Origin of the sequence: Lysobacter oculi (assembly GCF_003293695.1) — a bacterium.
GTDB lineage: Bacteria > Pseudomonadota > Gammaproteobacteria > Xanthomonadales > Xanthomonadaceae > Solilutibacter > Solilutibacter oculi.
Genome location: NZ_CP029556.1, coordinates 915,833 through 942,610 on the forward strand (window position 1 = coordinate 915,833; position 26,778 = coordinate 942,610).

A 26,778-nucleotide genomic window follows, 5' to 3' on the forward strand; every position below is an offset into this window, starting at 1 on the left:
TGACCGGGCCGCCGCCTTTGACTTGCTTGACGGGCTTACTCGGACTTGCCGAGCTGCTCGCGCAGCAACGCACCCAGCTGGGTCGTGCCGCTGGCGGCGTCCGAGGTGCTGCGGTTGTACTCGGCCAGCGTCTCGTTCATCTCGTCCTGATCCTTGGCGCGGATCGAGAGCTGCATGACGCGGCTCTTGCGATCGTTGCCGATGATCTTGGCTTCGACTTCGTCGCCGACCTTCAGCACGTGCGAAGCGTCCTCGACGCGATCCTGCGAGATGTCGCGGGCGGCCAGGTAGCCTTCCACGCCATCGGCCAGCGCGATCGTAGCGCCCTTGGCGTCCACTTCCTTCACGGTGCCCTTGACGATCGAGCCACGGCTGTTGGACGCGACGTAGCCGCCCATCGGGTCCTGCTCAAGCTGCTTGACGCCCAGCGAGATGCGCTCGCGCTCCGGATCGACCGCCAGCACCACGGCATCCACCGTGTCGCCCTTCTTGAAGTTGCGCGCCAGGTCTTCCCCGTTGGTGTTCCAGCTGAGGTCGGACAGGTGCACCAGGCCGTCGATGCCGCCGTCCAGGCCGATGAAGATGCCGAAGTCGGTGATCGACTTGATCTGGCCCGACACCTTGTCGCCCTTCTTGTGCAGCACGGAGAAGGTTTCCCACGGATTGCTGGAGACCTGCTTCATGCCCAGCGAGATGCGGCGACGCTCTTCATCCACGTCCAGCACCATCACCTGCACTTCGTCACCGACCTGCACCACCTTGGACGGGTTGACGTTCTTGTTGGTCCAGTCCATCTCGGAGACGTGCACCAGGCCTTCGACGCCCGGCTCGATTTCCACGAACGCGCCGTAATCGGTGACGTTCGAGACCTTGCCGAAGGCGCGGGTGTTGGCCGGGTAGCGACGGGCGATGTTGTCCCACGGATCCTCGCCCATCTGCTTCAGGCCGAGCGACACGCGGTTGCGCTCGCGGTCGTACTTGAGCACGCGGACGTCCAGCTCCTGGCCGACTTCGACCACTTCGGACGGATGGCGCACGCGCTTCCAGGCCATGTCGGTGATGTGCAGCAGGCCGTCGATGCCGCCCAAGTCCACGAACGCGCCGTAATCGGTCAGGTTCTTGACGACACCCTTCAGCTTGGCGCCCTCGACCAGCTTCTCGAGCAGCTGCTCGCGCTCTTCCGAATGCTCGCTCTCGACCACCGCGCGGCGGGACACGACCACGTTGTTGCGCTTGCGGTCCAGCTTGATGAGCTTGAACTCGAGTTCCTTGCCCTCGAGGTAGACCGGGTCACGGACCGGACGCACATCGACCAGCGAACCCGGCAGGAATGCGCGGACGTCCTTGATGTCGACGGTGAAGCCGCCCTTGACCTTGCCACTGATGCGGCCGGTGATGATGTCGCCCTTCTCGAGCGCCTCTTCCAGCTCGTCCCACACCATGGCGCGCTTGGCCTTCTCGCGCGACAGCACGGTTTCGCCGAAGCCGTTCTCGATGGCGTCCAGCGCCACCTTCACCTGGTCGCCGATGCCGACGTCGATCTCGCCCGCATCGTTCCGGAACTGTTCGATCGGCACGATGCCTTCGGACTTCAGGCCGGCGTTGATCACCACCACGTCGTTGCGGACATCGACGACGGTGCCGACGACGATCGCGCCCGGCTTCAGCTTGGCCAGATGGGTCTGGCTCTGTTCAAACAGTTCGGCAAATGATTCAGTCATTTCTGGTTACTCTGGTTGGTATCCGGATGCAGGCAGCGTTTCGTGCGATGCGCGCATCCACCCGTTATCGGCGCGGGCGGGATTGCCCCTTGGCCGTGAGTGTTGGATGGTGGGAAACCGCCGGCCTCGCGACCGACGGAGCATTTCTGCGGGGTTTGAACGACGCGTGGCGCGTTACGGCGTGATGCCGTTTCCACGCACGTGGGCCAGCACGCGGGCCACCACCGCCTCGATGCCGATGCCGGTGGTGTCGATGAGGACAGCCTCCGGCGCGGGCCTGAGCGGCGCGACCGCCCGGTTGGCGTCACGCTCGTCACGGGCGACGATCTCGCCCAGCAGACTGTCCAGATTAACCGAAACCCCTTTTTGCATCAACTGCTTATGGCGTCTTTCGGCCCGTTCGCGGGCGCTCGCGGTAAGGAATACCTTGAAAGCCGCATCGGGGAAGATGACCGTGCCCATGTCGCGGCCATCGGCCACCAGCCCGGGCACCTGTCGGAAACCGTGCTGCATCTCCACCAGCGCGGCCCGCACGCCGGGCTTGGCGGCGATGCTGGAGGCGGCTGCACCGGTGGTTTCCAGCCGCAGCTGGTCGGTGGCGTCCTGGTCGTTGACCAGCACGCGCGGCTCGCCATCGGGCGCGTCGGCGAAGCGGATGCGTGTACGGCGGGCGCAGGCCTCGACCGCGGCATCATCGTCCAGATCCACGCCTTCCCAGGCCGCGGCGACGCCCACCGCCCGGTACAGGGCGCCGGAATCCAGGTAGTGCCAGCCGAGCGCTTCGGCGACCAGGCGGCTGATGGTCCCCTTGCCGGAACCGGAGGGGCCATCGATGGTGAGGACGGGAACGGACGAGGTCGGCTGCATGGGCCACAGTATGGCGGAGCGCCCCGCCCGCGGTCACCGCCCGGCCGCCGCCCCGGGCCGGTTCACGCAACTACTTGAACCTCCGAAATATTTCCCGCTACAATGTCGGGCTAGCTGTATTCCATCCGTTTCAATCTGCCGAGGTTTCATCATGAAGGTCCTGTCCTCACTGAAGTCGGCGAAGACCCGTCACCGCGACTGCAAGGTCGTTCGCCGCCGTGGCAAGGTCTTCGTGATCTGCAAGTCCAACCCGCGTTTCAAGGCGCGCCAGCGCTGATATCCGCGAGGCGCCGGCCCATGCCGGACGCTTGCACGAAAGCCGCCGCAAGGCGGCTTTTTCGTTTCCGGCCCATTTGCACGCGTTCGCGGCACGTGGACCGGCGATGCCCTTAGAATCGGCTGAACCCAGACCCCGGACCCGCCATGCGCCTGATCACTGTTGCCCTCGCCGCTTCCGGCCTGCTGCTCGCCGCCGTGCCCGCCACGACCCGCGCCGACACCCTGCTGGTCGACCGCGTGAAGGAGGAAGCCGGCATCCCCAAGCCCGTGCGTGGCATGTCGATGGCGGACGTCGAGCGCCGCTTCGGTGCGCCGCAGTCCCGTCTTGATCCGCGTGGCGGCCAGAAGCGCCAGTGGCCGACCATCAACCGCTGGGTCTATCCGGCCTACGTGGTCTATTTCGAGCGCAGCAAGGTGATCGACGTGGTGCTGACCCAGGTCGGCCCGACCGAAGTCGGCCCGCGCCCGGTCCGCTGATCCCGCCCTTCGCTTCCCGATGACCGCCGCCTCGCGCGGCGCAGCCAGCATTACCCGATGACCCAGAATTTCCGTTTCCCGGCCGAGTGGGAGCCCCAGTCGGCCATCCTCATCGCCTGGCCCACCGCCGACACCGACTGGGCGCCGCGCCTGGGCGAGGTCGAGGACGCGTACATCGCGCTGGTGGCGGGCATCACCCGTTTCCAGCCGGCCATCGTGATCGTGGCCGATGACGATGTGGAGGCCTACGCGCAGGCGCGCCTGCAGAGCAACCGCATCGACATGTCGAAGGTGCGCTTCGTCACCGCGCCCTATGACGACACCTGGCTGCGCGACAGTGGCCCGATCACCCTCCGTGATGGCGAACGTTTCCGGCTGATGGATTTCCGCTTCACCGGCTGGGGCGGCAAGTACGGCGCCAGCGACGACGACCGGATCATCGAGCGGCTGCAGGACGATGGCGTGTTCGGTGACGCGGCGCGCGAGCCGGTCGATTTCGCGCTGGAAGGTGGCGCGATCGAGACCGACGGCACCGGCACCCTGCTCACCACCTGGCGCTGCCTGCATGAACGCCATCCCGATGCCTCGCGCGAGGAACTCACCGCGAAGCTGTCCGGCTGGCTGCGGCAGGACCGCGTGCTGTGGCTCGACCACGGCTATCTGGAAGGCGACGACACCGACGCCCACATCGACACCCTCGCCCGCCTGGCGCCGGATGACGCGATCGTGTTCCAGGCCTGCGACGACCCGACCGACGCGCACTTCGCCGAACTCAAGGCGATGGCCGACGAGATCGCCGCGCTGCGCACCCGCGACGGCCAGCCGTATCGCCTGTTCCCGCTGCCGTGGGCGCAGCCGATCCTCGACGGCGAGCGCCGGCTGGCGGCGAGCTACGCCAACTTCCTGATCCTCAATGGCGCGGTGTTGATGCCCAGCTACGGCGATGACGCCGATGATCGCGCCGCCGCCGTGCTGGCCGAGGCCTTCCCCGGCCGCGAGATCGTGCAGATCGATTGCCGCCCGATCATCTGGCAGAACGGCAGCCTGCACTGCCTGACCATGCAGCTGCCGCAAGGCCTGGGCTGACTACTCCTTGCCGAGGCAGGGACGCTCGGCGGCGACATCAGCCAACGCGCGGGCCTGCTCGTTCTGCGCCGGCGAAGGCGGTACCTGCCCGATCAGGCAACTGCCGCTCTGCGCGAGCTTGACCACCAGCAGATAGGACGTGGTGAGGTCGGGTTTCTCCGGCTGCTCGTAGGCTTCGTAGCGCACGACGAGCGCCTGCGGTGAGACCGCCTCCGGTGCGTATCGCCATTCGGCCTTGGGCCCGAGGTTGCTGAAGGCGCCATTGGCCAGCGACCAGAACGTGAGCGGCTGCGGCTTGCCGTCACCGGCGACGACATCCAGCGACATCCGCGCATCGGAATCGTGCATCTGCAAGGTGAAGCTGTCCATGCCAGGGCAGCGATAGACGGTCGAGCCGCTTTCCGCATCGCGCTTCTGCAGCGTGCAATCGGCGGCGGCGAGGCTGCTGTACTCGCTGCGGACAGCAGGCGCGGATGTGGATGATGTTTCGGAAGCGGAGTCGGCTTCCGGTGCCGCATCGGCAGGCTTCGGCTTGCCCACAGTTGGCGATGTAGCTTCTTCCGCCGCCGCACTGTTCTCCGGCGTGCCACCCGTGGGCGCGCACGCACACAACAGGGCGAAGAAGGTGAGGGGCAACATCCCGCGCATGGCTTTCCTCGATATTCATGGCTTGCCGCTACCATAGTCGTCCCACGCGAATCGAAGCTGACCATGAAGCGGAAGACCCTGCCCGTCGCCCTCATCCAGGACCGCAACCAGGGCGGTGCCGAGGAGAACCTGGCGCTGATCGAGACCCGCGTCGCCGAGGCCGCGAAGTCCGGCGCCAAGCTGGTCCTGCTGCAGGAACTGCACAACGGCCCGTACTTCTGCCAGCACGAATCGGTGGACGAATTCGACCTGGCCGAGACCATTCCCGGCCCCTCCACCGAACGCCTCGGCAAGCTGGCCAAGCAACATGGCGTGGTGCTGGTGAGCTCGCTGTTCGAGAAGCGCGCGACCGGCCTGTACCACAACACCGCGGTGGTCTTTGATGCCGACGGCTCGACCGCCGGCAAGTACCGCAAGATGCACATCCCGGACGACCCGGGCTTCTACGAGAAGTTCTATTTCACGCCGGGTGACATCGGTTTCGAGCCCATCGACACTTCGGTCGGCCGGCTCGGCGTGCTGGTCTGCTGGGACCAGTGGTACCCCGAGGGCGCCCGCCTGATGGCGCTGGCCGGCGCGGAACTGCTGCTCTACCCGACCGCGATCGGTTGGGACCCGGACGACGACCAGGCCGAGAAAACCCGCCAGCGCGACGCCTGGGTGCTGTCGCATCGCGGACATGCGGTCGCCAATGGCCTGCCGGTGCTGTCCTGCAACCGCGTCGGGCATGAGATCTCGCCGCTGGGCGCGTCGGGCATCGACTTCTGGGGCAACTCGCACGTACTCGGGCCGCAGGGCGAGTTCATCGCCGAGGCCGGCACCGAGCCGACGATCCTGCTGGCCGACGTCGACATGGCACGCAGCGAACACGTGCGCCGCATCTGGCCGTTCCTGCGCGACCGCCGCATCGACGCCTACGGCGATCTGACCAAGCGCTACCGGGATTGAGCGTGATGGGCGAAGACAGCACGCCGGCCTTCGACTGGCGCAGCCAGCCGCACGCGGAAATCGAGCGCGACGGCATCCACTACACCCTGCTCGGCACCGCGCATGTGTCGAAGGCAAGCGTGGATGCGGTGAAGTCGGCGATCGACAGCGGCGAGTTCGATGCAGTCGCGGTGGAGCTTGACGCCCAGCGCCATGCGGCGATGAAAAATCCCGACCAGCTGGCGAAGCTCGACCTGGTCAAGGTGATCCGAGAAGGCAAGGTGCCGATGTTCGCGGCCAGCCTGGGCCTGGCCGCCTACCAGCGCCGCCTCGCCGAACAACTCGGCATCGAGCCCGGCGCGGAACTCAAGGCGGCAGCCAGCGAAGCGCAGGCGCGCGGCCTGCCGATGCACCTGATAGACCGCGACGTCGGCCTGACCTTCAAGCGTGCCGGCGAGAAGCTGGGCTGGTGGCGTCGCACGATGTTGGGAAGCGGCATCCTCGCCTCGCTGTTCTTCGACGAGAAGGTCGAGGACGATGCCATCGAGAAGCTCAAGGAAGGCGACATGCTGGAGGCGAGCTTCAGCGAGTTCGCCGCCGACAACCCGGCGCTCTACGAAACCGTCATCGCCGAACGCGACGCCTATATGGCCGCGAAACTGCGCGCGACCGCCGGTGATGCGAAGCGCGTACTGGCGGTGATCGGCGCCGGCCACATGGCGGGCACCGCGCAGCACCTGCGCGAAGACACCGAAGTGCCGGCCGAAGCCCTGGCGCGGCTGGAAGCACTCAAGCCGAAGTCCGGCATCCCGTGGTTCACCCTGTTGCTCGCGACCTTCGTGCTGGGCGGTTTCGCCTACGGGTTCTGGAAAGGTGGCGTGGATGTCGGCACCGACCTCATCGTCTACTGGGTGCTGATCACCGGCGGCCTGGGCGCATTGGGCTGCGCGATCGCCGGCGGGCATCCGCTGTCGATCCTCGGCGCGTTCGTGTCGTCGCCGGTCACGCCGCTGCACCCGGCGCTGGCCTCGGGCACGGTCAGCGCGCTCATCGAAGCCTGGGTGCGCAAACCGACCTATGGCGACTTCATGGCTCTGCGCGACGACGTGCAGAGCATGCGCGGCTGGTGGCGCAACCGCGTGGCCCGCGTGCTGCTCAACTTCTTCCTGACCAGCACCGGCACCGCGATCGGCGTGTGGCTGGGCGGCGCGAAGATGCTGGGCAAGCTGATCGGCTGATTTCCACGGCAACGGCGACGGCCTTCAGTGCGTCGCCGGCATGGCCTCCACGCCTTCCGGCGCCAACCCCCGCGCACGCCGCCACGTCCGCGCGGTATTGGCGCGCCAGTCGTCGAGGATCGCGTAGATCGTCGGCAGGAACAGCAGGCTGACAATGGTCGAGAACGCCAGCCCACCGGCGATGGCACGCGCCATCGGGTAGTAGGCCGGACCGTCGCCGGCCATCTGGGTGCCACCGATGGCGATCGGCACCATCGCCAGGATCGCGGTGCCCATCGTCATCAGGATCGGGCGCAGGCGTTCGCGGCTGCCTTCCACCAGCGCATCGGTGCGACTCATGCCGGCATGACGGTGGTTGTTGATGTGCTCCACCATCACGATGCCGTTGTTCACCACCACGCCCATCAGCACCAGGATGCCGATGAAAGCCATGATGTTGAACTCGGTGCCGGTGATGAAGAACAGCCAGTACACGCCGAAGATCGAGAACAGCACGCCGCTCATGATCGCCGCCGGGAACAGCAGCGACTCGAACACCGCCGCCATCACCACGTAGATCATCACCAGCGCGATGACCAGGTTGAACATCATCTGTTTCATCGCCTCGCCCTCGTCCATGAAGCTCACGCGGTCGAAGGTGTAGCTGTAACCCGCCGGCCAACCGACCTTGGACAGCGTCTCCTCCATCGCCTTGCGGGCATCAGGCATGACGACCTTCGGTGCCAGGTTGGCGGTGATGGTGAGCGTGGTCTGGCGGTTGGTGCGCTGGATGACGCTGGCGGCCGGGCTCGCCATGATATCGACCATCGCCATCAGCGGCACATCGCGGCCATCCTTGGAACGCACGGTGAACGCGGCCAGGTCGCGCGTCGAGTACTCGTCGGCACCGGCAAAGCGCACCGTCACCGGCACTTCGGTATCGCCACGGCGGAACTCACGCAGCGGCGAACCACGCAGCGCCATCGCCACCCACTGCGCCACTTCCTGCGCGCCGAAACCGAAGGCCGCCGCGCGTTCGCGATCCACCCGCACCACCAGCTCGGTGTTCTGGTCGCCGCTGTCCACTCGCACATCGCGCAACTGCGGCAGGCGCGAGAGGATCGGCACCACGTCGGCGGAGAGATCGTTGAGCGTCTGGGTGGAATCGCCGACCAGCCGCACCTCGATCTTCTTGTTGTCCATGTCGCTGCCCGGCCCGCCCTGCTGGCCGATGCCGATCTTGGCGCGTGCCGACTTCGGCATGTCCTTGCGCATCTCTTCGGTGATGCGTTCGGTGAGCTCAGGCGCCTTGCTGTCCAGCTCCACGTTGGTGCCGGCCCAGCCGCCCTCGGAGAAGCGCGAGGCCACCTGCTTGATGTGGAAGCGCTTGCGGTTGGCGTCCAGGTAGCGCTCGACGCGGGCGATCTCGTCCGACATCTGGTCGCGGGTGTACGCGCCCTGCCACTGGTAGAAGATGTTGATCTCGCCGGCATCGTCGCCGCCGAACATGTTGGACTTGGTCAGCGCCGCCGGGATCACGCTGATGGCGATGATCAGCAGGATGCCCATCACCGACTTGCCGCGATGTTCCAGCGTCCAGCGCAGGAAATGCGCGTAGCGGTCCTGCAGGCGATGGATGAAGCCGCGTTGCGAGGCCACCGCCGGCGGCGTCTTGAGCCGCGCCGAGAGCATCGGGATCAGGCTCACCGCCACCAGCCATGACGCCAGCAGCGAGACACTGATGGTGATCGCGATCTGCGCCATGTAGATGCTGATCATGTTGCGGTCGCCGAACAGGTTCGGCACGAACACGATGCAGTGGCAGAGCGTGCCCGCCGACAGCGCGATGGCGACATGGCGCGTGCCGATGATCGACGCCAGCCGCGGCTGGTCCGGCATCTTCTCGCGTTCCTGGTAGATGGATTCGACCACCACCACCGCGTTGTCGACCAGCATGCCGATGGCGAGCAGCAGCCCCATCATCGACAGGATGTTGAGCGTGACGCCGGCGAAGTACATGAAGCCGAGCGTCATGATGAAACAGATCGGAATGGCCAGCGTCACCATCAACGTGGCGCGCCAGTCGCGCAGGAAGAAGTACAGCACCAGCACCGACAGCAGCAGGCCGATGGCCCCGGCTTCGGCCAGGCTCGCCAGCGAACCGATCACCGCCTCGCCCTGGTCCTCGGTCACCTGGATGTCGATGCCGCGCGCACCGGCATCCTGCTTGATGACCTCCAGTTCCTTCGCGACCTCGCGCGTCATCTGCACCAGGTTGGCGTCGCGTTCCTTGTAGATGTCGATGCCGACCGCCGGACGGCCATCGAGCCGGCGGCCATAGCGCATGTCCACCGGCTTGAGGTGGACGTCGGCGACATCGGCCAATCGCGTGCCGCGCTGGTCCAGCACCAGCGAGCGCAGCTGGTCGAGGTCGGTCAGCTCGCCCTGCGGCTGCACGCGCAGCTTGCGCAGGCCGTCGTCGATCTCGCCCGCCGACACCGAGAAATTGAGCGTGCGCAGCTTGGCCGCCAGCGCATCCAGACCGATGCCGCTGGCCGACAGGCGATCGGGCAGCACCGCGATTTCCACCTCGTTCTGCGCTGCGCCCTGGATCTCCACCTTGGCCACGCCGGGAATGCGTTCGATGCGGCGCTTGAAGGTGCGGTCCAGCCGGTCGTACTCGCGGGTCATGTCCAGCGTCTTGCTGGACAGGCGCAGGCTCACGGCGGCCTCGTCCGAACTCGACCACTTGAACACCATGTAGCGGCGCAGGTCGTCCGGAAGGTCGTTGCGGATGGCGTCGATGCGCTCGCGTGCATCCGCCGTGGCGATGGCGATGTCGCGGCTCCAGTCGGAGAACTGCATGAACACGCCCGCGCTTTCCGACGTCGCGTTGCCCTGCATCGACTTCACGCCGGTCATCGTCGAAAGCGTCTCTTCCACCGGGCGCAGGATGCTGCGTTCGGTTTCCTCCGGCGTGGAGCCGGCGTAGGGCAGCATCACGTAGATGAAGGGCGCCGAGACATCCGGCATCGATTCCAGCGGCAGGCGCACCGCAGCGATCAGCCCGACCACCACCATCGACACGAACAGCATGATGGTGGTGACCGGCCGCTTGATGCTGAGCTCGGCGACACTCATGAGTGGATGATCCCCTGCTCGGCGGCGTCATCGGCCAGCGCGTATTCCAGCGCCTCGCGGTCGTCGCGTTCGCGGCGGCCCTTCTCGGCGTAGTCGGCGTCGGACTTGCGGTCGAGCATGTCGTACACCACCGGGATCACCAGCAACGTCAGCAGCGTGGACACCAGCAGGCCGCCGATCACGGTGATCGCCATCGGGCTGCGCACTTCCGCGCCCTCGCCCACCGCCAACGCCAGCGGCAGGAAGCCGAACAGCGTGCACGCCGTGGTCATGATGATCGGGCGCAGGCGCGAACGTGCGCCTTCCACCAGAGCCTCGCGCTTGGGCACGCCGGCCAGCCGCAGCTGGTTGACCTTGTCGATGAGGATGATCGCGTTCTTCACCACCAGGCCCACCAGCAGGATGAGTCCGATGAAGACCACCACCGACACCGGCGAGCGGGTCAGGAACAGCGCCAGCACCGCACCGACCAGCGCCAGCGGAATGGTGAACAGGATGACGAAGGGATGCAGCAGCGATTCGAACTGCGAAGCCATCACCAGATAGACCAGGAACACCGCCAGCCCGAAGGCGAACAGCAGCGAGCGCACCGAGCTTTCCAGCTCCTCGCCCTGGCCGCCGATATGCAGGCCGATGTCGGCGCCGAGCGGCGACTTGGCCACCATCGACTGCACTTCGTTGACCGCGCCGCCGAGGTCGATGCCTTCCAGGTTGGACGACACCACCGCCACGCGGACCTGGTCGGCGCGATGGATTTCGCTCGGGCCGATGCCGGCTTCCACATCCGCCACCGACGACAGCCGCACCGGCGAACTGGAATTCGGGTTCACCACAAGATTGCGGATGTCCTCCAGCGTGGCGCGCTGGTCGGGCTCAGCGCGCACCAGCACGTCGATCTTGCGGTCGCGGAAGCTGTAACGCGTCGCCACGTTGCCGCGCACCTTGTTCACCACCACGTCGGCGATCTGCCGCGTGGTCAGGCCGATGGCCGCCGCGCGTGCCTGGTCGAAGCGGATCTGGATTTCCGGATAGCCCTGCTCCACCGTCGATTTCACATCGGTGTAGTGCGGGTTGGCGCGCAGCATCGCGGCCAGCCGGCGACCGGCGGCTTCGACCTGGGCGATGTCGCTGCCGGAGACTTCGATCTCCAGCGGCGTGGACAGCGCGAACAGTTCCGGCCGGCTGAAATCGACCTGCGCATCGGCCTGCCCGGCCATCGACTTGCGCAGCGCGTCGGTCAGGCGCGACTCCACCTTGGCATTGCCGCCGTTCTTCATCACCACGGTGAGCTTGGCGATGTTCTCGCCACTCTCGGTCGGGCTGGCGTCCAGCCGCGTGCCGCTGCCACTGACACCGTACAGCGCCTGCACGCCTTCTTCCTTGTCGTGCGCGGCCTGCAGCCGCTTCACCACCGCATCGGTTTCGCGCAGCGGCGTGCCGGGCGGCAGCTTCACCGTCATTTCGAAGCGGTCCTGCGCCAGCTGCGGGATGAGATCCGCGCCGAGCAGCGGCAGCAGCAGCATCGACAACGCAAACGCACCGGAGGCCGAGATCAGCACCAGCGCCGGGCGGTTCAACGCCGCCGGCAGCAGCTTGAGGTAGCTGCGTTCGGCACGCCCGTAAGGCGACATGGCGATGTAGCTGGCCTTGCGCATCACCGGCCCGACGATGCGGGTCAGCCCGCGCCACAGGCGGATCACGCCCCAGGCGAAACCGTAGGCGAGGCGCGAGAACAGCCAGCCGATGCCGCGACCGGCCGCGACGAAGGGCTTCTGCCAGCCGCGCGTCGGCTCGTAGCGCGGATGCGGCGCTTCCTCGCGGAAGGCCAGCGGTGCGCGGCCTTTCAGCGAAGACAGCATCGGGATAAGGGTCAGCGACACCACCAGCGACACCGCGATGGCGATCGCCACGGTCAGTGCCTGGTCGCGGAACAACTGGCCGGCGATGCCTTCCACGAACACCAGCGGCAGGAACACGGCGATGGTGGTGAGGGTGGAGGCGACGACCGCCATCGAGACTTCGCGCGTGCCCTGTATCGCCGCGTCGAGGATGCCGAGCCCGCGTTCGCGCGCCTTGGCGATGGATTCCAGCACCACGATCGAGTCGTCCACCACCAGGCCGGTGGCGAGCGCCAGGCCGCCCAGCGACATCACGTTGAGGCTCAGCCCCAGCTGGCCCATGAAGAAGAAGGTGGTGATGATCGAGACCGGCAGCGACAGTGACACCACGAAGGTGCTCCAGCCGTCGCGCAGGAACAGGAAGATCACCAGGATCGCCAGCAGGCCGCCGATGACCGCATCCAGCTTGACGTCGCTGATGGCGTGGCGGATGAACTGCGACTGGTCGTCGATGGCGGTCAGGGTGACGTCCGGCGGCATCTGCTTGCGGATGGCCGCGAGCGTCTTCTCGATGTTGTCGGCGGTGGACACCGTGTTGGCGTCGCCTTCCTTGTAGATCGCCAGTTCGACCGCCTCGTGCCCGCCCAGGCGGATGATCGCCTCGCGTTCCTTGTGGCCCTGGCTCACGCTCGCCACGTCCTTGAGGCGCAACGGCAGGCCACCTGCCGGTTGGCTGCTGCTGCTCGAAGAACGCTGCAGCAGGCCGGCGGCGGCGAGCGCATTCGCCTCGGCGACGACCGCCGATTGCTGGTCGGCACTCGCACCGTTCGCGCTGCGGGTGGTGAGCATCAGGTTGGCGATGTCGTCCACGCTGGCGAACTGGTTGACCGTGCGCACCAGATAGCGCTGGCTGCCCTCTTCCAGGCGCCCGCCGGACAGGTTGATGTTCTCCTGCTGCAGGCGGTTGATGACGGTGTCGATCGGCAGGTTCAGCGCCGCCAGCTTCTGCTGGTCGATGTCGACCTGGATCTCGTCCTCCAGGCCGCCGGCCACCTTGACCGCGGCCACGCCTTCCACCGGTTCGAGCTTCTTCTTCAGATCGTCGTCGGCGTAGCGGCGCAGGCGGGTCAACGCCGTGGCGTCGTCATCGCTGGCCTTGGTCGCCAGCACCAGCCGCATGATCGGCGCGGTGCTCGGGTTGAAGCGCAGCAGCACCGGCGGCTTGGCTTCAAGCGGCAGCTGCAGCGCTTCCATCTTGTCGCGCACTTCCAGGCTGGCCTTGTCCATGTCGGTGCCCCAGGCGAACTCGAGCACCACGTCGCTCTGCCCGGTGCGCGAGATCGACTTGAGCTTGCGGAGCCCCTTCACCACGCCCACCGCTTCCTCGACCGGCTTGGTGACCAGCGTTTCGATTTCCGCCGGCGCCGCGCCGGTGTACTCGGTGCGGACGGTGACCGTCGGGTAGTTGAGGTCGGGCAGCAGGTTGACCTTGAGGCTCGACAGCGCGATCAGGCCAAACAGCACCAGCGTCACCATCATCATCAGGATGGTCACCCGGCGCCGGGTGGCGAACTCCACCAGGTCGAAACCGCGGGAAGGGGTCATTGGAAGCGCTCCGTCACTTCTTGGCGGCTGCGACCGGCGCGGGCGCGGCGGTAGGCGGCGTGGCGGGGTCGATCACCTGCACGCTGCTGCCTTCGCGCAACGCGGTCTTGCCGGCGGTGACCACCTGCTCGCCCAGTTTCAGGCCTTCGCGCACTTCGACGAACTCGCCATCGGCATAGCCCAGCTTGACCGGCACGCGCATCGCTTTGCCGGCGCGCACCACGTAGACGGCCGGGTCGCTGCCGTCATCGAGCAGGGCCACGCGCGGGATGCTCGGCACGTCGGCGCGCTCGTCGTAGGTGATCGCCATCCGCCCGAACATGCCCGGCTGCAGCACGCCGTTGCCGTTGAACGCGCAGAACACGCGGAAGGTGCCGCTGCCGGCATCGACCATCGGCGCGATGCGGTCGATGACGCCCTCGAAGCGCTCACCCGGGACCGCATCCACATTCATCAGCACCTTCTGCCCTTTGCGCAGCAGGGCGATGTCGCGCTCGGGCACGTTGAGGGTCGCCTCCAGCCGCGAGTTGTCCATCAGCTTCATCACCGTCGAGTTGATCTGGACGAAGTTGCCCGGCTTGACCGCGACAAACACCACCTGCCCGGAGATCGGCGCGGTCACGGTGCCGTACTGCAGTTCCAGCCGCGCCATGTTGAGCGCCGACCGCGCGTTCGCGAGGTCGTAGCGCAGCTGGTCGACGTCGTTGGCGCTGACCATCTTCTGCGCCGCCAGCTGCGAGGCGCGGCGGTAGTTGGCTTCCAGCTTGCCCACCTGCGACTGCGCCTGCGCCACCTGCAGGCGCGCACGGTCGCGGTCCAGCTGCACCAGCGGCTGGCCGGCGCGCACCGTCTGGCCTTCCTGCGCCAGCACGCGCAGCGCGATGCCGGAGGCCTTGGCCGCCACTTCCGCTTCGGCGCGCGGGGTGAGCGCGGCGGTGCCGGTGTAGCTGGCGACCATGGTGCGGTTGCCCACGCGTGCGACTTCGACCGCGACCGCCTCGGCCTGCTCGCTCTTGGCCTTGTCGTCACCGGGCTTGCCGTCCGCGCCGCCGCGCTTGCACGCGGCCAGGCCGGTGGCCAGCGCGACCGCGAGCACGGTGACGGTTGCGCCGCGCGCGATGGAAGACGGAATGGAACGGGGCGATGCACGCATCGGTCGAACTCGGTTGGGTGTTATAGGCAAGTAAATCACCCGGCCTGCCGGTTGTGAGGTGCCAGAGGTCATGCGGACTTGGCCGTGCCGGCGCTTCCCCCGTTCGCGGCGCGGGCTATACTCGCCGGGTTGCGCCGCGTCTGCGGCATCCACCCGACCTTCGAGATCAGATTGATGCGACTGACCATGATCGCAGCGGGCCTCGCGCTTGCCCTGCCTTTCGCCGCCTCCGCGCAGAACGCCACGCCGGCGGCCGGCGCCAACAGCAAGGGCGCCGAGCTCACCTACACCTGCCAGGGTTGCCACGGCGTCGTCGGCTACAAGAACGCATACCCGAACTACCACGTGCCGCGCATCGGCGGGCAGTCGCAGCAGTACCTGGTCAACGCGCTGACCGAATACAAGAAGGGCACGCGCAAGCACCCGACCATGCAGGCACAGGCCACGAGCTTCTCCGACGAAGACATCGCCGCCATCGCCGCCTATCTCTCCAGTCTCAAGCCCCAGCAGAAGTGAGCCCCGCCATGACGACCCTGCGACTCCCGGCCGTCCTGGCCCTGACCCTCGCGCTCGCCGCCTGCGGTGGCGGTACCACCCAGGCCGAGCATTCCGCGCCTGACCGCGCCGAAGGCCACACCCAGTCCTCCGCGGGCCTGCCGGCCGGCAACGTCGAAGCCGGCGGCAAGCTGGCCACGACCAAGGGCAAGAGCGGCCAGGCCTGCGCCGACTGCCACGGCAAGGACGGCAACACCCCGCTCGACCCGAGCTATCCCAAGCTCGGCGGCCAGTACGCCGACTACCTGGAGCACTCGCTGCAGGGCTACCGCGACGGCATGCGCGACCACGCGATCATGGGTCCGCAGGCCAAGGAGCTGACCGACCAGCAGATCTCCGACCTGTCCGCGTACTTCGCCAGCCAGCCGGGCCAGCTGCGCGACCTCTCGCACATGTAAGCGAGGCGTCCGCCGCCGATACCGAAAGGCCCGCGCAAGCGGGCCTTTTTGCTGGTCGATGCCGGATGTGGCTTCGGGCCGCGACAATGCGGGGCTCAGGGATCGGTGGCCGGCTTGGCTTCTTCTTCCTTCGCCGCGGGCGGCGTGCCCGAAGCGGCCGGCGGCGGCGAAGTCAGGTCGCCCTGGTTTTCGATCAGATGCGGCTTGAACGGCACCGCCGGCGGCGGGCGCGCGACAGCCGGCTGGTCGTGGACGCCTTCCTTGCCGGCGATCGGTCCGCAGCCACCGCCCACGGCCAGCAGCGAGACCACGCAGCGGATCTTGACCTTGCCGCCCGGCAGCGGGATGTCGATCGTCTTGACGCCCTTGCGCACCCATTCCTGCAGCAGCGTTTCCGGCGGCCGCCAGATGCCGTCGAACATCGTCCCGCGATAGCCCAGCGAAGGCCGCTTCAACCACGTGCCTTCCTTGTAGGGATCGGGGAAGTGCGGCTTGAAACTGTCGTCGGCCAGGCGCGGACTGCCATCCGGATTGAACAGGCCGGAACCGCCCTGCCCGCCCTGACCGCGCGGATTGCCGCGATCGCCGCCGGTCGCGGCACCGGCACGGTTGCTGTTGCCCGCGCCCCAGTCGTCATCGCGGCGCGGCGAAGGCCAGCCACCCTGCGCGGTGCGTTGCGCCGGCCCGACGCCGCTGCCAGCCGCATTCTGGCCGGGCTTCGGCGACTGCCCGCTCGCGCCCGGCAAACCCGGCGTCGCCGTACTCGGGGTCCGCGATGCCCCGCCGTTCGCCGCCTGCGCGCTGGACGCCGCCGCATCGCCATCGCCCTGTTTCGTCGGCAAGGCACTGCCGGCGTCCACCTGCGGCACGCTCAACGCCGCCCCCGACGCACGCGCCCGCACATCGCGGATCCGCACCTGCGGCGCGGGCTCGGGCGGCGTGGTCAGTTCGCGCTCGGCGGGCTGCAGCACCGGCACCTGCACCACCTGCGGGCGCGTCGGCACGGCCATCGGCCGCACTTCCGGCAGGGCTTCGGGGATCTCGGATTCACTCGGCACCGCCACCGTCCGCAGCGGCACCGTGGCCGGCAGCTTGATCGCCACCTCGCGCGTCGGCGGCAGCTGGAAATCGCTCTGCTCGGGCACCTTGTTCTCGCTGACCTGCAAGGGCTGGTCGGCTTCCACCGGCATGGCGGGCGCCGCGGGCGACGGCGCGGATGCGGCGGGGTTGGAGGTCGATGCGGAGGCCGATGCCGCTTGGCTGGCCTGCGCCGCCGCGGCCGAGGCCGGCTGCACATCGCCCTGCGCCGGCTCGCCACCGCCGCCAGGCATCTCCGGCGTGCCGAAGCCGGTGATCTGGATGCGGACGGTCTCCTCCTCCGGCGCCTGCGCGGCGAGGAAGCGCAGGTACATCAGCCAGACCAGCAGCGCCGCGAACAGGAAATTGAGCAGGAAGCTCGCCGTCAGCGCACCGTAATGCAGGCCGCGCGGCTCCTTGCCCTCATCGCCCCAGCCCTGCTTGAACAGCGCGAGGAACTGCGCCCAGCGGCTGGCGGGCGCCGATGCACGGGGCGGCTCGCGCAACGGACGCGCGGCCATCTGACCGACCAATACTTCAACTTCAGGACTCTGCGCGGCCTGCAGCCGGCTGTCATCGGCCAGCCAACGGCTCCAGGCTTCGGAATGCCCCAGCGTGGCGGGGCGGATAGACAAACCGCGGCGGCGTGAGGAAAGCAGCGCCAGCAGTTCCTCGCGCGTGGCCATCGGCGTTGGGGCTCAGGCCTGTCCGCGCGGGACGTAAGGCGCGTCGCCACTGGTGTGGTCGGTGGCGTCGCGCACGGCGGTCACCCCCGGCACCTTCTCCAGCAGCGTCTTCTCGATGCCCTGCTTGAGCGTGACATCGGCCATGCCGCAACCGTGGCAACCGCCGCCGAAGCGCAGCACCACGACGCCATCGGCCGTCACTTCCTCCACCTTCACGCTGCCGCGGTGCATCGCCAGCTGCGGATTGATCTCCTGCTCGACGATCCACATCACGCGCTCGACCAGCGAGGCGTCATCCTTCGGCACCACACCCTTGATGCGCGGCGCGCGGATCTGCAACTGGCCACCGGTGGCCTTGTGTTCGTAGTCGATGCTGGCGCCGTCCAGCACGCCGGCACTGGCCGCATCCACCCACAGGGTGAAGCCCTGGCAGTCCACCGCCCATTCGTCGCCCTTCAGGTCATCGGGGCCGGCAAACTCCAGGCGCACGTCGGCACGCGGCGTGCCGGCATGCAGCGCGGACAGGCGCACGCCGAGACCGGGCATCGATTCCCGTTCGATCAGCTTGCGGAAGTGGGCCTGGGCGGATTCGGTGATGTCGATCATGCGGGTATTCTATCGGCCGATCCGTGACTGCGGCCCGACGCTGCCACCTTGGAGTTCACATGAACGATTTGGTTCCCCTCGCCGATGCCCACTGCAGCCCGAAGCGCGGGCAGGAACACCGGCTCACCGACGCCAGCATCCGCGAATTGATGGCACAGGTCAGCGGCTGGGAACTGGTCGAAGACGGCCAGGCGCTCTCACGCACGTTCCGTTTCGACGACTACTACCGGACAATGTCCTTCGTGAACGCGCTGGCGCACATGGCCAACCGCGAGGACCATCATCCCGACCTCTCCGTCCACTACGACCGTTGCGTTGTGCGGTACGCCACCCACGACGTCGGCGGCCTGAGCGAGAACGATTTCATCTGCGCGGCCAAGGCTGGCAAGCTCGCGGAATGATCGGGATGTCGCTTCGCCGGACCCTGCTCGCATCGGCGGTGTTCTCGCTGAGCCTGTCGGTCCACGCAGCGCCACCCCAACCCACGCCGCCGCCGCTGCCGGCACCGCCTGCTGCGGAGATGCCGCTTCCGAAGGTGATTTCCCGCGTCGATCCGATCTACCCGCCGCAGGCCATCTGCCTCGGCACCGGCGGCACCACCAAGGTGCTGGTGAACATTAATGCCCAAGGCACGGTGGATTCCGCATCGGTGGCGTATTCCAGCGGCAACCGTGCACTGGACCGCGCGGCCGTCACGGCGATCAGGCAGTGGACGTTCGAAAGCCCCGGCGCCATGTTTTCCGGCTATGTGGATGTGAACTTCGAAGCGGACGGCGGCCCCCTCGACGACTGCCTGCAGGTCGCGACCTTCGGTGGCCTGGTCGGTGAAACCCCCGGCTACGAGCCCGGCAGCCTGGAAGTGCTTGTACACCTGCTACCCTCGGATGCCGGCACGTTCCAGTTCGTCATCCTCGACACCACCGGCGCCACGCTCGAAACGCAGACGCTCGCGGCGGAACAGGTGCCGGGCATGGTGCGGTTCAAGGGGCTCAAGGCCGGCGAACACATCCTGTCGATCCGCGCAGATGGCGTGGAGCTCAGGCACTCGACGTTCACCGTGCTCGACAACGGCAGCGTGATGACGCCGCCGCCGACACCGCCCGCCGAAGATTGACCCGACGGCGCGGCCATGCCGATCCACGTCACGCGTGGACCGGCGGCTTGTGACAGGAAACCCGTCGCGGCTCAGGCGCCCGGCTTGACCAGCCGGTAGCCTTCGATGGCCTGCTCTTCGTCTTCGCCACGCGGCACCCAGACCCAGTCGCCGCCCTTCTTCAGCGTGTTGCCGCCAAACCGGCGGCCTTCAAGCACGGCGGGCCCGAGCTTGGGCGCCTTCGCCCATGCGGCGCGGCCTTCCTCGGAGAAGTTGTAGACCAGCATGTCCACGGTCTGGCCGGTGGCTTCATCCAGCAATGCGGACAGGCTTTCGCTGCCCATCGACTCCCAGACCTTCAGGTTCTCGTCCGGGGAGCCCTTGACCGGCAGCACCAGGTAAAAGAAGTAGTCACCTTCGAAATAATTGTTGTTGTCCAGCTTGCCGCGCTTGTCCAGGCGGCGCTCGGCCAACACCGTGTGCAGGCCGACATTGAGCCGCGCGTTGCCGTCGCTGAGTTCCCATTCCGGGGTGATCTGCATGGCGCGCGGCAGGCGCTCGCGCATGCTCGCCTCAAGCTCCGGCCAGCTGCCGCTGTGGAAGCTCGGCGTGGTGGCCAGCCCGCTGTTCGGCAGCTTGGCGGGCAGGGCCGCTTCCACCTTGGCATTGAACGGGTAGCTGCCGATCAACGCCTTCAGGCGCGCCAGCTGCGGCGGCGAAGGCTGCCTGTCCGGCTCTTCGTAATCGGCACCGATGAACTAGCCCGCCGGCACCTGCTGGATTTCCACCGGCAGATCGGCGGCGATCGGCATCATGTAATCCGGGTCCGGCCCCTTGTCCCTGGCCACGGACACCTGCGACGCAGCCCCTGCCACCAGCACGATGGCGGCCATCAGCATTCGTTTCATTGCGCTTCCTTGGCTATGCCGCTCCCCAGCGGCGCGGGGCAATCTAGCACGCCGATGACGCTGTGGAACGCGCGCCGCGACCGGCCTCAGCCCAGCCGGTCCAACACGCCGCGCAGGTCGGGTGGCAGCGGCGCATCGAGCACGTAATCGGCACGGCCATCGTCCAGCGCGAAGCGCAGCGAAGCCGCGTGCAGGAACAACCGCTTCAGCCCGGCCTGGTCGCGCAGGCGCTTGTTGGCCTCGGGGTCGCCGTACTTGTCGTCGCCCGCCACCGCATGACCGATGTGCTGCGCATGCACGCGGATCTGGTGGGTGCGCCCGGTCTCGATGCGCACCTCGCAATAGCTCTGGCCGCCGCGCCGTTCCAACACCCGGAAATGGCTGGTCGATGGCTTGCCGTTGGCGTGCACGGTCACGTGGCGCTCGCCGCCCTGGCGCAACCCGACGTAGAGCGGCGCATCGACCGACATCATCCCGTCCGGCATCCGGCCGGTCAGCAGCGTGAGATAGCGCTTGTCGATGCCGGCGCCGTGGTCCTCACGCAACAGGGCCTGCAGCTCGCGCAGGGCCGAGCGCTTCTTCGCCACCACCAGCAGGCCCGAGGTATCCCGGTCCAGCCGGTGCACCAGCTCCAGCGACTGCCCCGGTCGCAACGCCCGCAGCGACTCGATGGCGCCATGGCTGATGCCGCTGCCGCCGTGGCTGGCCAGCCCGGTCGGCTTGTTCAGCGCCAGCAGCCGCGCATCCTCAAAGACGATGGCCGATTCCAGCGCCGCCAGCAGCGACTTCGGCGGCGGCGCGCTGTCGCCTTCTTCCGCGATGCGGACCGGCGGGATGCGGACCTCGTCGCCCCCGGCGAGCTTGCGCTCCGGCTTCGCCCTGCCCCCGTTCACCCGCACCTGGCCGCTGCGCACGATCTTGTAGACCAGCGAGCGCGGCGCCCCCTTCAGCTGCCCCAGCAGGAAGTTGTCCAGACGCTGGCCTTCCCGGTCTTCCGGGACGCGGACGGTACGGGCAGTCGGACGGTCTGGGGCGGGTTCTGACATGAATATATGAATGGATGAGGCGGCGTGCGGCCGCCAGCATGACGGTTTTCCGCCCGGGCGTCTGCCATGGCAGGGCGCCAACTCTTTATCTGTTACACTCGGCCCGCGAAGCAAGCTACTGATTCCTGCAGGATTTTCAGGCCGAAAGCCGGGGTCCGCGGAGTGCCGACGAAGCGCAGCCACTGCCCACGGGGCAGCCACGCCAGCGGACCGACGACAGTGGAACAGGTCGCACGCCACCCCCGGGAGGCGTGAAAGGAAAACACGTCCCGCCGCCCGCGATGTATCTGCTGGCGACGGCCCAAGGAAAAGTGCAAGAGAGCGCTCCCGCGGCCCGCCGTGGTGTTGCAGCGCTGGAAAACTTCAGGCGAAGGCCCGCGCCATGCGCGGCCTGCGCCCAGCGGTGACCAGAGGCGAAACGCCCGGCGTTCCGCGTGCCAGCCCATGAAGGGTGCGAGCGCGCAAGGAACGAACAATGAAGCGCATGCTGATCAACGCGACGCAGGCGGAAGAACTCCGCGTCGCAATCGTCGATGGACAGAACCTCTACGACATCGACATCGAGCAACCCTCGAAAGAAAACAAGAAATCCAACATCTACAAGGGCAAGATCACCCGTCTTGAACCCTCGCTCGAAGCCGCCTTCGTCGACTACGGCGCCGAGCGCCACGGCTTCCTTCCGCTGAAGGAAATCTCCCGCGACTACTTCCAGTCAGGCGTTGACCACAACAAGGCCAACATCAAGGAACTCCTGCGCGAAGGCCAGGAAGTCGTGGTGCAGGTGGACAAGGAGGAGCGCGGCAACAAGGGCGCCGCCCTGACCACGTTCATCTCGCTGGCCGGCCGCTACATGGTGCTGATGCCGAACTCCCCGACCGCCGGCGGTGTCTCCCGCCGCATCGAGGGCGAGGACCGCGCCGAACTCAAGCGCGCGATGGACGCGCTGGCGATCCCCGACGACATGGGCGTGATCATCCGCACCGCCGGCGTGGGCCGCGATGCCGAGGAACTGCAGTGGGACCTGGACTACCTGCTGAGCGTGTGGAAGGCGATCGCCGAAGCCGCGCTGTCCAAGCCCGCCCCCTTCCTGATCTACCAGGAGTCGCGCCTGATCATCCGCGCGCTGCGTGACTACATGCGCGCCGACATCGGCGAGATCCTGGTCGACACGCCGGAGATGTACGAGGAGGCGAAGGAATTCGTCGCCCAAGTGATGCCGCACAACCTGCGCAAGCTCAAGCACTACACGGACGACACCCCGCTCTTCAACCGCTTCCAGATCGAGTCGCAGATCGAGTCGATCTATGAGCGCGAGGTCCGCCTGCCCTCCGGCGGCGCGCTGGTCATCGACCAGACCGAAGCGCTGACCGCCATCGACGTCAACTCCGCGCGCGCCACCCGCGGCGGCGACATCGAGGAAACCGCCTTCAACACCAACGTCGAGGCGGCGGAGGAAGTCGCCCGCCAGCTGCGCCTGCGCGACCTGGGCGGCTTGGTGGTGATCGACTTCATCGACATGTCGTCGAACAAGCACCAGCGCGAAGTCGAGAACAAGCTGCAGAACGCGCTCAAATACGACCGCGCCCGCGTGCAGATCGGCCGCATCTCGCGCTTCGGCCTGATGGAGATGTCGCGCCAGCGCCTGCGTCCGTCGCTGGGCGAGAACAGCCAGATCGTCTGCCCGCGCTGCGAAGGCCATGGCCGCATGCGGGGCGTGGAATCGCTGTCGCTGTCCATCCTGCGCGTGGCCGAAGAGCACGCGATGAAGGACAACACCGGCCAGGTGCTGGTGCAGGCGCCGGTGGAGATCGCCAACTACCTGCTGAACGAGAAGCGCCGCGCGCTGGCCGAGATCGAACAGCGCCACGACGCGCCGGTGGTGATCGTCGCCGACGAGCAGCTGCAGACGCCGCATTACGAAGTCACCCGCATCCGCGAGAACGAACTGGGCGAAGAGACCTCGCGCCCCAGCTACCAGCGCGGCACCCCGCGCAAGCTGCCGACGCATGCGCTGACCAAAGCCCACCTCAACATCCCGGATGCGCCGGCGGTCCGCAACGTCAAGCCGGCCCAGCCCGCGCCGATCCGTGCCCCGCGCGAGGAAGCGCCGGCGCCCGCCCCGGCACCGGTCGCGCCCGCCCCGCAGTTCACCCAGCAGGCGGCGCGCCCGAAGGCCGGTTTCCTGTCGCGCGTCATGCAGTTCTTCACCGGTGATGCCGGCGAAGCCGCGCCCGCCCCGGCACGCGATGAGCGCAACGAATCGCGCGGTGGCCGCCCGCAGGACCGCCGCAACGGGCGTGATGGCCGCGACGGCCAGAACCGCCAGGGCCAGGGTCGCAACGAATCGCGCAACGACCGTGGCGGCAAGCCGCAGGGCAACAAGCCGCAGCAGCCGAAGGACGGTCGCGATGCGCAGCCCAAGCCGCAGGGCGAAGGCCGCCAGCGTCGCGAGCGCGGCGCTCAGCCGCAGGCCGGTGCCAATCCGGCGCAGGCCCCGAAGGACGCCATCGTCCAGAACGCCAATCCGCCGGTCAACGAGGCGAATGCCGCCAAGCCGGTGACCGAAGGCAACAAGGAACCGCGCGGCCGTGGTCGCAACCGTCGTGGCGGTCGCGGCAGCGAGGCAGGCGATGCAGCCGCCGTGGCCGGCACCGTGGCCGATGAAGCCTTGGTGGTCGATACCCCGGTCATCGCGTCACCCGATGCGGCGCAGGTCGCGGTGGATGCGGTGGAATCCGCACAGCGCGTGACGGCGGACGAGGCACAGGTCAGCGACGAATCGACCGACGCCAACGGCGATGCGGGCGATGCCAATGGCGAAGGCGCGCGTCGTCGTCGTGGCCGTCGTGGTGGCCGTCGCCGTCGTCGTGGCGCGGGTGGCGAAGGTGCCGCCGAAGGCCAGGATGCGCTCGACACGCTGGGCGGCGATGACGATGCCCCGCTATTCGCCGCGCAGAGCGACCAGCCGGAGTTCGACTTCGACGGCCCGGGCCCGGTGGTGACGCCGGCCGTGCGCGCGGAGGAAGCTGCCGCCGTGGCCGATGCACCGGCTGTTGAACCGGTCGCTGCCTCGAACATCGAGCCCACGCCCTCCCCGGCCGAAGTCGCCGTCGATGTCGTCGAGAAGTCGATGGCCGAAGTGGCCGCGCCTGTCGAACCGGCGGTCGAGGCGCCGTCTGCACCAGCCCCGACGATGCAGGGCAGCGGCCTGACCTCGATGGCTGCGCGTGGCGGTTCCGGCAATCCGCGTGCGGCCCTGCCGCTGTCGGCGGCCATCGCAGTCTCGCTGGCGGAAACCGCCTATCGCCCGGTGGCAGCCAAGCCGCAGGCGTCCAGCGATACGGCGCAGGCCCCGGCCATCGAAGCGCAGCCGTCGCAGGTGGAAGCCGTGGCCGAACCCGGCCTGGCCGTGGCCAGCGACGCACCGGCGCCCGGCATCGCCACGCCCGCCATTCAAGAAGCCGCGCCCGGCATGAGCATCGCCGATGCGCAGGGTCCGGATGGCGATGCGGCGGCCACGATGGCACCGCAGCAGGCCGATACCCTGGCCCAGGCGGCGGAAGCAGTCAGCGTGGAAGCCGAGGCGGAGACGGAAGCCAAGCGCGAAGCGCGCGACGGCCTCGCCTGATCAGCCAACCACGCGGAGTCAAACGCTCCGCGTGGTATCCGCCAATCCGTACTGGGTCGCCAGGCGGGCCAGTGCGATGGAGTCACGGACCTCGAGCTTCTCGAACAGCCGCGCCTTGTGCGTGTGGATGGTCTTGGGGCTCAGACTGAGCCGGCGCGCGATCTCGTCCTGGCGAACGCCCTGCACCAGCAGCATCGCAACCTCAAGCTCGCGCGGCGAGAGCTTCTCGAACGGCGAGCGGTCACGTGCCAGCGTGGACAGCGCCATGCTCTGCGCGATGGAATTGCCCAGATAGCGCTTGCCCCGCGCGACTTCGCGCACGGCGTGCACAAGCTCGGCGGCATCCCCGGCCTTGCCCATGTACCCCATCGCACCCGCATCCAGCAGGCGACGCGGCAACGGGCCGTCTTCCAGCACCGACACCACGACCACCTTGCTCACGCCGGTGCGGCTGATGCGCTCGGTGACTTCCAGGCCGCTGATGCCGGGCAGGTGCAGGTCGCAGAGGACGACGTCAGGCTTGAGCCGGCGGATCTGCGGAATCGCTTCCTCGCCGGTATCGGCCTCGCCGACCACCGAGATGTCGACCTCCTGCTCAAGGATCAGGCGCATGCCTGCGCGCACCAGCGCATGGTCATCCAGCAAATAGACGCGAATCGTCATGGCGGCATCCTGCTACCCAAGGGAATCCGGCAGCCTAGGTTGCCGAATACCCTGCAGCAAGTCAGGTCGCCGCCGCCGCATCCCTAGGAATATTCCTGCAGCGACGACGCGCGTCACGGTATGCAGGTTGACGGACAGCCTTCGTTGGCTGCCAGCAGCCTTCAGTAGCGTGGCGACTGGTGCCAGCGCCAGGCCGTGCCGATGATCTCATCCAGCGATGCATGCACCGGAGACCAGCCGAGTTCCGCCCGGGCACGTTCGCTGCTGGCCACCAGCGTCGCGGGGTCTCCTTCGCGACGCGGCGCGACTTCGAACGGTACTGCGCGACCCGCCACACGCGATGCGGCTTCGATCACCTCGCGCACCGAAAACCCCTGCCCGTTCCCCAGATTGAACGCATGGGCGCCTTCGTGTGCCTGCATGTAGGCCAATGCCCGTTCATGCGCCTGCGCCAGGTCATCGACATGCACGTAATCACGCACGCAGGTGCCATCGGGCGTGGGGTAGTCGGTGCCGAACAGTTTCAGCGCCGGGCCTGTGCCCAGCGCGGCACGCAGCGCATTGGGGATGAGATGGGTTTCGGGTTGATGGGATTCGCCGATGTCGCCTTCAGGGCTCGCACCGGCGGCATTGAAATAACGCAGCGCCACCGAGCGCAGGCTATACGCCGAAGCCGCATCCTGCAGCATCCGCTCCACCATCAGCTTGCTGGCGCCGTAGGGGTTGATCGGCGCCTTCGGATGGCCCTCGTCGATGCGTTCGCTCACCGGGTTGCCGAACACCGCCGCGGTGGACGAGAAAATCAGCTTCCCCACGCCGTGCCGCCGCATCGCCTGCAGCAGGTTGAGCGTGCCGGTGACGTTGTTGGCGTAGTAGTCGTAGGGCTGGGCGACCGATTCGCCGACCAGCGAACGCGCGCAGAAATGCATCACCGCGTCGAAGTGACGCCCGCTGAAGACGCGCTCCAGCGCTGTCGGATCCAGCAGGTCGGCCTCAACCAATTCGCCCCATCGCACCGCTTCGCGGTGACCGGTGGACAAGTTGTCCAGCACGGTCACCCGGTAGCCGCGCATCGCCAACCACTTCAGCATGTGGCTGCCGATGTATCCGGCGCCGCCGCACAGCAGGATGTCCATTCCGGCCCCTGTTTCCACGGTCG

Annotated in this window: 22 protein-coding genes and 1 pseudogene; 10 read left to right on the forward strand and 13 right to left on the reverse strand. The window is 67.7% G+C overall.

Translation table 11 applies throughout. From position 1 onward, the window contains the following. Positions 1-35: 35 nt before the first annotated feature. A complete protein-coding gene (gene rpsA / locus DCD74_RS04390; RefSeq protein ID WP_112926250.1) occupies positions 36-1,721 on the reverse strand; it encodes a 30S ribosomal protein S1 in 1,686 nt (561 codons plus the stop codon). Between the two features lie 174 nt (positions 1,722-1,895). Further along, positions 1,896-2,588, reverse strand: coding sequence for a (d)CMP kinase (cmk, locus tag DCD74_RS04395; protein WP_112926251.1), 693 nt, complete (start codon positions 2,586-2,588; stop codon positions 1,896-1,898). A 151-nt stretch (positions 2,589-2,739) separates the two neighbouring features. Here cmk and ykgO point away from each other — a divergent pair, with 151 nt between their 5' ends. The 3 genes from ykgO to DCD74_RS04410 all read left to right on the forward strand — a co-directional run bounded on the left by ykgO (position 2,740) and on the right by DCD74_RS04410 (position 4,430). Continuing rightward, a complete protein-coding gene (ykgO, locus tag DCD74_RS04400) occupies positions 2,740-2,865 on the forward strand; it encodes a type B 50S ribosomal protein L36 (RefSeq protein ID WP_005913193.1) in 126 nt (41 codons plus the stop codon). Between the two features lie 146 nt (positions 2,866-3,011). Continuing rightward, positions 3,012-3,344: a hypothetical protein gene (locus DCD74_RS04405; RefSeq protein WP_112926252.1), complete on the forward strand. Its 333-nt coding sequence runs from the start codon at positions 3,012-3,014 to the stop codon at positions 3,342-3,344. Positions 3,345-3,401: 57 nt separating this feature from the next. After that, positions 3,402-4,430: an agmatine deiminase family protein gene (locus DCD74_RS04410; RefSeq protein WP_112926253.1), complete on the forward strand. Its 1,029-nt coding sequence runs from the start codon at positions 3,402-3,404 to the stop codon at positions 4,428-4,430. Here DCD74_RS04410 and DCD74_RS04415 read toward each other — a convergent pair whose 3' ends face one another. Beyond that, entirely contained in the window at positions 4,431-5,069 is a 639-nt protein-coding gene (locus DCD74_RS04415) for a hypothetical protein (protein ID WP_162615895.1), read from the reverse strand. Between the two features lie 72 nt (positions 5,070-5,141). On the opposite strand from DCD74_RS04415, the gene DCD74_RS04420 reads away from it, so the two are divergent. Further along, a complete protein-coding gene (locus DCD74_RS04420) occupies positions 5,142-6,026 on the forward strand; it encodes a carbon-nitrogen hydrolase (RefSeq protein ID WP_112926255.1) in 885 nt (294 codons plus the stop codon). A gap of 5 nt (positions 6,027-6,031) precedes the next feature. After that, entirely contained in the window at positions 6,032-7,243 is a 1,212-nt protein-coding gene (locus DCD74_RS04425; RefSeq protein ID WP_112926256.1) for a TraB/GumN family protein, read from the forward strand. 24 nt (positions 7,244-7,267) lie between these two features. Here the strand turns inward: DCD74_RS04425 and DCD74_RS04430 are convergent, their stop codons facing one another. The 3 genes from DCD74_RS04430 to DCD74_RS04440 are packed head-to-tail and all read right to left on the reverse strand — an operon-like array spanning position 7,268 to position 14,959. Next, positions 7,268-10,363 carry an efflux RND transporter permease subunit gene (locus DCD74_RS04430; RefSeq protein ID WP_112926257.1) on the reverse strand — a complete coding sequence of 1,032 codons (3,096 nt, stop codon included), beginning with the start codon at positions 10,361-10,363 and terminating at the stop codon, positions 7,268-7,270. Continuing rightward, complete coding sequence (locus DCD74_RS04435; RefSeq protein ID WP_112926258.1) at positions 10,360-13,806, reverse strand: efflux RND transporter permease subunit; 3,447 nt, start codon at positions 13,804-13,806, stop codon at positions 10,360-10,362. Before DCD74_RS04435 ends, DCD74_RS04430 begins: the two co-directional genes overlap by 4 nt. Positions 13,807-13,819: 13 nt before the next feature. Continuing rightward, a complete protein-coding gene (locus DCD74_RS04440; RefSeq protein ID WP_112926259.1) occupies positions 13,820-14,959 on the reverse strand; it encodes an efflux RND transporter periplasmic adaptor subunit in 1,140 nt (379 codons plus the stop codon). 186 nt (positions 14,960-15,145) lie between these two features. On the opposite strand from DCD74_RS04440, the gene DCD74_RS04445 reads away from it, so the two are divergent. Together DCD74_RS04445 and DCD74_RS04450 are read left to right on the forward strand one after the other, a co-directional pair. Then, a complete protein-coding gene (locus DCD74_RS04445; protein WP_237049689.1) occupies positions 15,146-15,475 on the forward strand; it encodes a c-type cytochrome in 330 nt (109 codons plus the stop codon). Beyond that, a complete protein-coding gene (locus DCD74_RS04450) occupies positions 15,472-15,912 on the forward strand; it encodes a c-type cytochrome (protein WP_407072210.1) in 441 nt (146 codons plus the stop codon). The genes DCD74_RS04445 and DCD74_RS04450 overlap by 4 nt, the downstream gene beginning before the upstream one ends. A gap of 95 nt (positions 15,913-16,007) precedes the next feature. Here DCD74_RS04450 and DCD74_RS04455 read toward each other — a convergent pair whose 3' ends face one another. Next, positions 16,008-17,675 (reverse strand): hypothetical protein, encoded by a 1,668-nt coding sequence (locus DCD74_RS04455; protein WP_112926261.1) that lies wholly within the window; start codon positions 17,673-17,675, stop codon positions 16,008-16,010. Positions 17,676-17,687: 12 nt separating this feature from the next. Further along, positions 17,688-18,281, reverse strand: coding sequence for an NfuA family Fe-S biogenesis protein (locus DCD74_RS04460; RefSeq protein ID WP_112926262.1), 594 nt, complete (start codon positions 18,279-18,281; stop codon positions 17,688-17,690). A gap of 59 nt (positions 18,282-18,340) precedes the next feature. Between DCD74_RS04460 and DCD74_RS04465 the strand changes: the two genes are divergently transcribed. Beyond that, positions 18,341-18,682, forward strand: a complete 342-nt coding sequence (locus tag DCD74_RS04465; protein WP_112926263.1) for a 4a-hydroxytetrahydrobiopterin dehydratase — start codon at positions 18,341-18,343, stop codon at positions 18,680-18,682. A 5-nt stretch (positions 18,683-18,687) separates the two neighbouring features. Beyond that, positions 18,688-19,395, forward strand: coding sequence for an energy transducer TonB (locus DCD74_RS04470; RefSeq protein ID WP_162615896.1), 708 nt, complete (start codon positions 18,688-18,690; stop codon positions 19,393-19,395). A 71-nt stretch (positions 19,396-19,466) separates the two neighbouring features. On the opposite strand, the gene DCD74_RS04475 is transcribed toward DCD74_RS04470, so the two are convergent. The 3 genes from DCD74_RS04475 to DCD74_RS04480 form a co-directional block, all read right to left on the reverse strand. Next, positions 19,467-20,063 carry a hypothetical protein gene (locus DCD74_RS04475; protein ID WP_112926265.1) on the reverse strand — a complete coding sequence of 199 codons (597 nt, stop codon included), beginning with the start codon at positions 20,061-20,063 and terminating at the stop codon, positions 19,467-19,469. A 69-nt stretch (positions 20,064-20,132) separates the two neighbouring features. Further along, complete coding sequence (locus DCD74_RS12630; protein WP_162615897.1) at positions 20,133-20,282, reverse strand: hypothetical protein; 150 nt, start codon at positions 20,280-20,282, stop codon at positions 20,133-20,135. A gap of 86 nt (positions 20,283-20,368) precedes the next feature. Beyond that, positions 20,369-21,328 (reverse strand): RluA family pseudouridine synthase, encoded by a 960-nt coding sequence (locus DCD74_RS04480; protein WP_112926266.1) that lies wholly within the window; start codon positions 21,326-21,328, stop codon positions 20,369-20,371. A 484-nt stretch (positions 21,329-21,812) separates the two neighbouring features. Here DCD74_RS04480 and rne point away from each other — a divergent pair. Next, positions 21,813-24,704: pseudogene (rne, locus tag DCD74_RS04485) on the forward strand (ribonuclease E); the annotation flags it as partial. Between the two features lie 270 nt (positions 24,705-24,974). On the opposite strand, the gene DCD74_RS04490 reads toward rne, so the two are convergent. Beyond that, positions 24,975-25,619, reverse strand: a complete 645-nt coding sequence (locus DCD74_RS04490) for a response regulator (protein ID WP_112926267.1) — start codon at positions 25,617-25,619, stop codon at positions 24,975-24,977. 161 nt (positions 25,620-25,780) lie between these two features. Then, positions 25,781-26,755 (reverse strand): UDP-glucose 4-epimerase GalE, encoded by a 975-nt coding sequence (galE, locus tag DCD74_RS04495; RefSeq protein WP_112926268.1) that lies wholly within the window; start codon positions 26,753-26,755, stop codon positions 25,781-25,783. Positions 26,756-26,778: the final 23 nt, after the last annotated feature.

What these genes read in the sequence shown, in the direction of transcription:
- rpsA (WP_112926250.1), bottom strand. Translation starts at nt 1,721, where the DNA reads ATGACTGAATCATTTGCCGAACTGTTTGAACAGAGCCAGACCCATCTG.
- cmk (WP_112926251.1), bottom strand. Translation starts at nt 2,588, where the DNA reads ATGCAGCCGACCTCGTCCGTTCCCGTCCTCACCATCGATGGCCCCTCC.
- ykgO (WP_005913193.1), top strand. Translation starts at nt 2,740, where the DNA reads ATGAAGGTCCTGTCCTCACTGAAGTCGGCGAAGACCCGTCACCGCGAC.
- DCD74_RS04405 (WP_112926252.1), top strand. Translation starts at nt 3,012, where the DNA reads ATGCGCCTGATCACTGTTGCCCTCGCCGCTTCCGGCCTGCTGCTCGCC.
- DCD74_RS04410 (WP_112926253.1), top strand. Translation starts at nt 3,402, where the DNA reads ATGACCCAGAATTTCCGTTTCCCGGCCGAGTGGGAGCCCCAGTCGGCC.
- DCD74_RS04415 (WP_162615895.1), bottom strand. Translation starts at nt 5,069, where the DNA reads ATGTTGCCCCTCACCTTCTTCGCCCTGTTGTGTGCGTGCGCGCCCACG.
- DCD74_RS04420 (WP_112926255.1), top strand. Translation starts at nt 5,142, where the DNA reads ATGAAGCGGAAGACCCTGCCCGTCGCCCTCATCCAGGACCGCAACCAG.
- DCD74_RS04425 (WP_112926256.1), top strand. Translation starts at nt 6,032, where the DNA reads ATGGGCGAAGACAGCACGCCGGCCTTCGACTGGCGCAGCCAGCCGCAC.
- DCD74_RS04430 (WP_112926257.1), bottom strand. Translation starts at nt 10,363, where the DNA reads ATGAGTGTCGCCGAGCTCAGCATCAAGCGGCCGGTCACCACCATCATG.
- DCD74_RS04435 (WP_112926258.1), bottom strand. Translation starts at nt 13,806, where the DNA reads ATGACCCCTTCCCGCGGTTTCGACCTGGTGGAGTTCGCCACCCGGCGC.
- DCD74_RS04440 (WP_112926259.1), bottom strand. Translation starts at nt 14,959, where the DNA reads ATGCGTGCATCGCCCCGTTCCATTCCGTCTTCCATCGCGCGCGGCGCA.
- DCD74_RS04445 (WP_237049689.1), top strand. Translation starts at nt 15,146, where the DNA reads ATGATCGCAGCGGGCCTCGCGCTTGCCCTGCCTTTCGCCGCCTCCGCG.
- DCD74_RS04455 (WP_112926261.1), bottom strand. Translation starts at nt 17,675, where the DNA reads ATGGCCACGCGCGAGGAACTGCTGGCGCTGCTTTCCTCACGCCGCCGC.
- DCD74_RS04460 (WP_112926262.1), bottom strand. Translation starts at nt 18,281, where the DNA reads ATGATCGACATCACCGAATCCGCCCAGGCCCACTTCCGCAAGCTGATC.
- DCD74_RS04465 (WP_112926263.1), top strand. Translation starts at nt 18,341, where the DNA reads ATGAACGATTTGGTTCCCCTCGCCGATGCCCACTGCAGCCCGAAGCGC.
- DCD74_RS04470 (WP_162615896.1), top strand. Translation starts at nt 18,688, where the DNA reads ATGTCGCTTCGCCGGACCCTGCTCGCATCGGCGGTGTTCTCGCTGAGC.
- DCD74_RS12630 (WP_162615897.1), bottom strand. Translation starts at nt 20,282, where the DNA reads ATGAAACGAATGCTGATGGCCGCCATCGTGCTGGTGGCAGGGGCTGCG.
- DCD74_RS04480 (WP_112926266.1), bottom strand. Translation starts at nt 21,328, where the DNA reads ATGTCAGAACCCGCCCCAGACCGTCCGACTGCCCGTACCGTCCGCGTC.
- DCD74_RS04490 (WP_112926267.1), bottom strand. Translation starts at nt 25,619, where the DNA reads ATGACGATTCGCGTCTATTTGCTGGATGACCATGCGCTGGTGCGCGCA.
- galE (WP_112926268.1), bottom strand. Translation starts at nt 26,755, where the DNA reads ATGGACATCCTGCTGTGCGGCGGCGCCGGATACATCGGCAGCCACATG.